This window comes from Robinsoniella sp. (assembly GCF_034124845.1).
In genome coordinates, this window is the sequence record NZ_JAWYAJ010000180.1 from 1 (window position 1) to 8156 (window position 8156).

The 8156-nt window shown below is 41.3% G+C and carries 6 protein-coding genes; 5 read left to right on the forward strand and 1 reads right to left on the reverse strand.

Annotated elements, in window-relative coordinates:
* The first annotated feature begins 357 nt into the window (after positions 1 to 357).
* The 5 genes from ACH2DQ_RS08410 to ACH2DQ_RS08430 all read left to right on the forward strand — a co-directional run bounded on the left by ACH2DQ_RS08410 (position 358) and on the right by ACH2DQ_RS08430 (position 5846).
* Entirely contained in the window at positions 358 to 1809 is a 1452-nt protein-coding gene (locus tag ACH2DQ_RS08410) for an IS1182 family transposase (RefSeq protein ID WP_394911886.1), read from the forward strand.
* Positions 1810 to 2382: 573 nt separating this feature from the next.
* The gene (locus ACH2DQ_RS08415) at positions 2383 to 3294 is read left to right on the forward strand and encodes a helix-turn-helix transcriptional regulator (protein WP_394911887.1); all 912 of its coding nucleotides are present in this window, start codon (positions 2383 to 2385) and stop codon (positions 3292 to 3294) included.
* Between the two features lie 76 nt (positions 3295 to 3370).
* Positions 3371 to 4225 carry a prenyltransferase gene (locus ACH2DQ_RS08420; RefSeq protein WP_394911888.1) on the forward strand — a complete coding sequence of 285 codons (855 nt, stop codon included), beginning with the start codon at positions 3371 to 3373 and terminating at the stop codon, positions 4223 to 4225.
* 170 nt (positions 4226 to 4395) lie between these two features.
* The gene (locus ACH2DQ_RS08425) at positions 4396 to 5025 is read left to right on the forward strand and encodes a TetR/AcrR family transcriptional regulator (protein WP_394911889.1); all 630 of its coding nucleotides are present in this window, start codon (positions 4396 to 4398) and stop codon (positions 5023 to 5025) included.
* Positions 5026 to 5039: 14 nt separating this feature from the next.
* On the forward strand, positions 5040 to 5846 hold the full coding sequence (locus ACH2DQ_RS08430) for an alpha/beta fold hydrolase (protein ID WP_394911890.1): 807 nt from the start codon (positions 5040 to 5042) through the stop codon (positions 5844 to 5846).
* 167 nt (positions 5847 to 6013) lie between these two features.
* Here the strand turns inward: ACH2DQ_RS08430 and ACH2DQ_RS08435 are convergent.
* Positions 6014 to 8156: hypothetical protein (locus ACH2DQ_RS08435; RefSeq protein ID WP_395026358.1), on the reverse strand; the 2143-nt coding region annotated here is incomplete at its 5' end.

Consider the following 8156-nt stretch of genomic DNA (forward strand, 5'->3'; position numbering starts at 1 on the left):
GAGATAGCATTCGTTGATACAAAGCTGGTTTTCTCAGCAGGTTGGAACCCTGGGGTTGTGGCATGCTGGACGCTATTGGCTTAAAACAACTGATGTATAGCAACTATGTATAGCAACTGATGTAAAGCAACTGATCTTGAAACCGTGATTATTTTTCATTCTGTAATCAGAAAAAGTGTTAGACGTTTATCTTTTTTACGCATAAACAGCCGGAACATACTGCTCTGCATCCAATAAAAAACAGCCAGCCACAACCCAGGGGTCCCACCATGCTAAGAAAACCGAGGGCACTGAAAAAGTAGATATCACCGTCTATTTTTGATATAATGTAATGTATCAAATAAAGGCGGTGTTTTTATGGTAGATCAACAACAAAATTTAGTATTAAGTTCCTACATGAAAATATATGAATTGGTGGTTCCCAAGAATAATCTTCTCCGACAGATAAAAGAATTCGTAAACTTCGGATTTATTTATGATGAGTTAATTGATAAATATTGTCTTGATAACGGACGTAATGCAGTTCCACCTATCCGCATGTTTAAATATCTGCTGTTAAAAGCACTTTATGATTTATCGGATGTGGACGTCGTAGAGCGTTCCAGGTATGATATGTCTTTTAAATACTTTCTGGATATGGTGCCGGAGGAGGCGGTTATTAATCCCAGCTCATTGACGAAATTTCGTAAACTGCGATTAAAAGACATGGCACTTTTAGATACGCTGATTGCAAAAACAGTCCAGATTGCATTAGAGCAGCGAATCATAAAATCCAAAACCATTATTGTTGATGCCACACATACAAAATCAAGATACAATCAAATGACTCCGCGGCAGGCACTACAGGAAAAGTCAAAAAAACTACGGCGTACCGTTTATGAAGTGGAAGAAACCATGAAAAACCAGTTTCCTGCTAAAAATACAGAAGATTCTATGGAAAAAGAACTGGTGTATTGCAATCAGCTTATTTCCACGATAAAAGAGAATGAAACGATATGCAGTTATCCCAAAGTGCAGGAAAAAATGAAATTATTAGAAGAAGCAGTGCGTGATGACCTTGAACAAATGGATATCTCAAAAGATGGGGATGCAAAAATTGGGCATAAGACAGCAGACACCTCCTTCTTTGGATATAAAACACATATCGCCATGACGGAAGAAAGAATTATTACAGCGGCCACAATAACCAGCGGCGAGAAAACGGATGGAAAGGAATTGGCAGCCCTGGTTCAGAAAAGCAGGGAAGCAGGAATGGAGATCAAAACGGTTATCGGTGACAAGGCATATGCAAGCAAAAAAAATATAGATGCTGCAAAAGAAGAAGATTATGAACTGGTGGCTAGATTATGCAGTAATGTTACACAAGGGAACCGCAAAGAGGAAGATAGATATGAATTTAACAAAGATGCTGGAATGTACCAATGTAAAGCGGGACATATAGCAATCCATAAATATCTAAACAAACAAAATGCTAAGGGAAGGAATGCGCGGATAACCGATTACTTTGACATAAAAAAATGTAAAAAATGCCATTACAGAGAAGGATGCTACAAAGAGGGAGCGAAAAAAAAGACTTATACAGAGACGGTCATAGGCGATACCCATAGCGAGCAGGCACAATTTCAGGAAACGGAATATTTTAAAGAAAAAGTAAAAGAGCGTTATAAGATAGAAGCAAAAAACAGCGAGTTAAAACATAGACATGGTTATGACGTTGCGTCATCATCAGGTCTTATTGGCATGGAAATGCAGGGAGCGATGGCAATATTTGCAGTGAACCTAAAACGAATCATGAAATTGATGGGGTAAAATAAAGGAATCTCTGGTTCAGAATAAGGAATCATCAATAGAAATTACACAAAAATCCACCGGAAAAATTGTAGTCTGGTGGATTTTGTGTTTTATTAGTAAGGAAGGATTTAAAAACCTATGTTTTTCAGTGCCCTCAAGAAAACCAGCTTTGTATCAACGAATGCTATCTCGGAAAGATTGGAGTAGGAAAATTGCATGGGCGGAGGAAGCGTATAGCAGAGCTGTGTATTTTCTTAGCTTACCGGAGTGTTTTTTGGCGGATAGTATTCGACTGGCTCCCATCGGATACTAAGCGGGTACTGAACCGAGAAATGCATCAGGATTTCTCGGTGAATGCCCGCGTGCCGCCAAAAAGGACTTCGGAAAGGTTAGAAAATACCAGTTCTGCGTTAAGCTGACGGAGTCCATGCAATTTTTCTACTCCAATCTTTCCGTACACTACCTATATTCCACAAAGCGTCTTTATCAGCTAAACCCAAATATAAAGCGTTCGCTGTAACACTAATTCCAGCCGCTAAACTTGACATTATATATCTTATTTCATATGATAATACCTATGAGGTGAAACCAATGAAAAGTAATCGTATGTTTGGCATATTGTGTATATTATTAGAGAAAGAAAAAATCACTGCAAAGGAACTTGCCTCCTATTTTGAGGTATCTGTCCGAACGATTCACCGGGATTTGCTGGATTTGTCCAGTGCCGGATTTCCCGTTATCTCTCAGCAGGGGATAGGAGGCGGAATCTCGCTAATGCCTGATTTTCGCTACAGCAAATCAGCGCTTAACAAAGAAGACATGGATATCCTGATTGCCGCCATACATGGTCTGGCAAGTATTGATGATCAGTTAAAAATTAAATCACTGCTGGCAAAACTGCGTTTCAGCAGCGAGGAACATTTATTCTTGGAAAATGATGTGATTATTGATTTTACTTCCTGGAATCAAAAAAGCACTTTGATTCACAATATCAAAATAATCAGGTCTGCTATTGCCCGCCATCAGCTTTTGGAATTGAGTTATTATAGCGGAAACGGTTATTCCCATCGGGAAGTGGAACCCTATAAATTGATTTTCAAAGAAGAAAGCTGGTATCTGTTCGCTTATTGTACCTTCCGGGAAGATTTTCGTATATTTAAAATAAGCCGGATTACTGATTTGAAAATTCGGGAATCCAGTTTTAAAGAACGGGAAAATTATGCAATCCCCTCGTTGAACAGTCAACTTGCAAACAGCAGCGGAGTTCAGGTCTCTATACGAATGGATCAATCCTATGAATTTCTGGCAATTGATTTTTTTGGCATTGAAAATATAAAAACTGTGGATCACAATTTATTTATTACGTTCTCAACCGAGAATCCGCAATGGGTGATCAGTACCATGGCTGGTTTGGGAGATAAAGCTGAAATACTTGCACCGGAAAGTCTGCGTCAGGAAATGAAGGAATTTTTAAATCAGGCGAAAAATTTATATGAAATATGACAGACTGTTGTCTTATTTTTGCGCTATACTCTGCTTTAGAAATATAAATACAGATTAGAAATGGAAGGTGCTTGAAATGACGATAGAAAAAAAGAATATTGAAAAACAAACTTGTTCCGATATGGATGCTGTATTATCCCACAGACAGGATAATGGAGGGGATTACTGGACAACGCCTGATAAGAATCTGATAAAAGGGGCTCCGTTCTCAACTTTGGAAAGTATACTGTATCTATTGGAATTAGGTATGGACCCGGATGATCCTGTTTTAAAGGAATGTGCGGATCTGTTATTCAGCGTCTGGAGGGATGACGGACGGCTGAAGTTAACCCCTAAGGGCGCTATCTATCCATGTCAGACAACCCATGCCGCCAGCGTACTCTGCCGCATGGGATATGCCTCTGATGAGCGAGTAAAGAAGACATTGCGGCATCTGCTGGATACACAGTACCGGGATGGCGGATGGCGCTGCAATAAATTCAGCTTCGGCAGAGGACCGGAAACAGAATACTCCAATCCACATCCAACCTTGAATGCCCTGGATGCTTTCCGTTTCAGCATCGATTTTCAAAATGAACCGGCGCTTGATCATGCTGTTGATTTTCTCCTGGCGCATTGGACAATCCGAAAGCCTATCGGTCCCTGCCACTATGGAATCGGCAAGTTATTTATGCAAGTGGAGTATCCATTTCGCAGCTATAACCTCTTCTTCTATGTCTACGTTTTATCATTTTATAAACGTGCAAAACAAGACAGCCGCTTCCTGGAAGCGTTTCATGCACTGGAATCCAGAATGCAGGACGGACAGATTGTAGTACAGCGTACTAACCGGAAACTGTCGGGGCTTACGTTCTGCCGCCAGGGAGAGCCCAGTGCATTGGCTACATTACGGTATCAGGAAATTGTAAAGAATCTGGAATCTAACAAGTAGCAAGTAGTTTGCGGATTGTCATAAAAAACCGCATCATAAATGCAAATTCTCTACAAGTAAAAGCACCTTGACCTTATACCCATTTATATGATATACTTTGTTCAGTGACCGCATGGTCACTGATATTTTTGAGTTGTAGTGACCGGGTGGTCACAGAAAGGAGCATCCCATTGCCTGCTAATCTTTTTTATGAATTACATAACGAAAAAAGGCAAACCATTATTTCAGTAGGAATAGCTGAATTTGGCAAACACGGATATACCGACAGTTCCACTAACAGAATTGTTAAAAATTGCGGCATTAGTAAAGGCAGCCTTTTTAAATACTTTGAAAGTAAAGAGGAGTTGTATTTTTATCTGCTTGATTGCGTTACCGGAGAGCTTGTTTCTAGCTTAGATAACATGCGGGACAGCCTCCCGGGGGATTTATTTGAGCGGGTAATAAAATACTCCGAATTGGAATTTTCCTGGTACGTCCAGAACCCCGAAAAGTACAATTTTATCATGAAAGCGTTCAGCAAAAATGATACGGACATTTATAGAAAGACAAAAGCCAGATACCATTATGCAAGTCAGGAAGTTTATAATGATTTGCTGGCAGATATTGATCCGGCACAGTTTAAATGGAACAAACAAAAAACGAATCATGTGTTGAAATGGTTTTTGCAGGGGTTTAATGAGGAGTTTATCAGCAAATCAGAAGTACAAAGCGGAATCGGTTCTGAAATAGATGCTTTAAAAAATGAATATGTGAGATCTCTAACGGACTATATGGAGATATTAAAACAAGGATTTTCATAAGGGGGTGTGTACCTTTGTTATTTGGCGTGAAAGAAAACTCCGCTGTCATTGACGGAACAGCAATGCATTATGTGGAATTTGGACGGGGACAAACCCCGCTTATAATTTTGCCCGGCTTATCAGATGGGCTGAAAACCGTAAAGGGTCAGGCTATAAATTTAGCTTTCTATTTTCGTGCATTTTTGAAAGATTTTAAGGTGTATGTGTTCAGTAGAAAAGAGAAAATGCAGGATGTCTATACCACACGAGACATGGCAAAAGATTTGAAGACCGCACTTGACCAGCTTGGAATAGAAAAAATATTTCTAATGGGGGTATCACAAGGTGGTATGATTGCACAATGGTTTGCCATTGATTATCCCCGGATAGTTGAAAAGCTGGTAATCGCTGTTTCAGCCCCAAGGGCAAACGACATACTTCGCAATGCTGTCAACACATGGGCGGAGTATGCCAAATGCGGTGATTATCAGTCCTTAATGATTGATACCCTTGAGAATACGTATTCGCCACAAAAATTAAAAACCTACCGTCTGGCTTATCCTCTTGTCAGCCGAATTGGGAAGCCGAGTCATTTTGACAGATTTTTGATTCAGGCAAAGGCGGTATTGACTCATGATGCTTACAATGAACTTGAAAATATCATATGCCCTGCGTTAATAGTTGGCGGCGATAGTGATAAAGTGGTAGGTTGTGAAGCTGCAAAAGAAATGGCTGAAAAAATCCCTGACAAACGTATCGTTATCTATCATGGACTTGGACATGCGGCTTATGAAGAGGCCAGAGACTTCAACCGGCGCGTGAAAGATTTTCTTTTGATTTGATTTTTCCGGTCCCGGTCCTGTTTGAGAATGCATTCCTGCCATCCCACGCTCCACTTCCCGGTAAATTAGTTCCAAATTCAGGTTACATAGCCCGCTATGTGCCCTTCATTTGGAACTAATCTCCCACAAAATGTCAACCAAAAGTATAATCGGTATTACATGACCTTTTACTGAAATACATGGATACCTTCCTGCATTCCATAAGGAATCAAATCATATTCCTCTGCTCCGGGTCTTCCAAACCGTGGCGACTGCCGCCACATATCCGGCCATGCGGACCTGCGCGGCTGATCAACACAGTGATGGGGTCCCAGCAGATTTTTAAAGCCGCCGCACACACGGACTTTTATTTCGTTCTTTCCGGAAACACAACATTTCGTAATGTCGAAGCGATAATTTCCATTTACTCCAATTAATCCCGTTTCGATATCATTTACAAATAAGGAAGCACAGGTAGTCTCCAGCTGCGGAACGGTTACGATCACTTTCCCCTCTTTTACTTTTGTAAATGTGTAGCTGTACAGCACGGCACCTTCATACATAGGATAGCCCTGTTCTACCCAGGTTCCATACTGAAGCTCTTCCTTCTTTGTTATCGTCCAGATTCCTTCTCTGGAAACTACATGGAATTCGCCCCGGATATAAACCGGCTCTACTTCCAGTCTGACGTCAAATCTGTCCGTTTTAAAAGCCACTGTATTTTCGCCCTTTTTCAATAAGCCGGCAATATCTGCGATGGTATTCAGCTCATCCAGATAATATCCTTCTTTCCAGATAACAGGTTTTCCGTTTAGCGCAACTTCATACTGGCTGCCCTGTTCTGCCGCAAGCTCGATTATGTTCGGAACATCTTCCACATAGAAGCGGTACGTTGCTGTAAATCCGGTGCCTTCTTCAAATTGATTACTGTCCAGATAACGCCTCTTATACTGTACCTGATTATCCCAGGGATTATCGGAATACCCCCGATGCCGGTAAACCTCTTTGCCTGCAAATAACGCACACATATCTGAGTAAGTTCTGCCATCCAGCTCCAGATCACAATAATCGATAATCATACTGTTCTTCGATTCCGCTTCAATTTTTTCTAACACCACCGGAATTTCTGCTTTTTCTTCCACTGTGGGCTTTGTGAAAGTCTCCTCTGAGGAAATAATATCTAACTCTGACTCCATTCCATCTTGCCCGCATATCAGAAACATTGCTGATTCATAACGGTCTAAATCCAGTGAAAAAGAAACTTTGCCTTCCTTTTCCTCATAGGGATACACTTTCGCTTTGCCATCCCATAAGTCCAGATATTTCACTTGCGTGCCATCTATTGTGATCACATTATGCACGCTGTCAAGACTGTGGTTTACAAAATAATAAATGCTGTATTTCTCATCTAATACGCGTCTCATATGTTCTACACCAGTCTCAAATGGGTGTTCTGCCTCTATACGATTAGCAAGTAATTCCTGCAGTTTCCGGGACATTTCAAGCGGGGTTTTTACCGGTATCCAATTTTTATGGTGACACAGATTCACTTCTACGTAATGGTTTTCTCTTCCTTCCACGTAGCCTCCCGGCGTTCCAAGACTGATTACCTGACCCCCTTCGCCCAAATATTTCTCCAGCAGATCTACCGTGGACGGAAGCATATTTTTCATTTCCCCGGTAATCAATATTACCTGGTATTCCTGATTTCTCAGCTGCATTCTGCCGGATGAAGCATTGCCATGACGTCTCATGATGTCTTCATTTCCCAGGTCAAAGTCCCACTGATCATCGATTAACTGCTGCATGGCGGCAAAATACGGACGCATATCCGGAGTCTTTGACAGATTGTCTGTCACAACCAGTCCCGACGGCTCCCCATCCATAATTCTCAGATATCCGGTAAGCGTGGGATGCATCAGCAATATACGCTGTTCCATGTGTCCCTGGGATAGAAGTGCACACACTCTTCCAAAATAATCATTTACGCCGGTAAACTGCTCCCACCAGGGCTGTCTCCAGTCAAATGACTGGGGATGATCCCGCTTTCTTGCTCCGATATAGGAGGTATAGGTCAGATGTTCATTGATAAAATTGACTCCATTTACCATCAGCCAGTCGCCTACTCTTTTGAAATCAGCCAGCGTGGAATCCCACCCTCCTGCACCAAACGCTTCACAAAAACACCGCTCCTGTCCGAATTGGTTGACGGCACTGCGCAATTCCTGCATAATTAAGCCCACATGTTCATTTGGACGTTCCAATAACTTATCATTGACCAGCATGTCAATTGCAGGCCATCCCATATATTCAAAATTTGCCATAATATTG

Coding starts and splice junctions, on each gene's coding strand:
- ACH2DQ_RS08410 (WP_394911886.1), top strand. CDS start 358: ATGGTAGATCAACAACAAAATTTAGTATTAAGTTCCTACATGAAAATA.
- ACH2DQ_RS08420 (WP_394911888.1), top strand. CDS start 3,371: ATGACGATAGAAAAAAAGAATATTGAAAAACAAACTTGTTCCGATATG.
- ACH2DQ_RS08415 (WP_394911887.1), top strand. CDS start 2,383: ATGAAAAGTAATCGTATGTTTGGCATATTGTGTATATTATTAGAGAAA.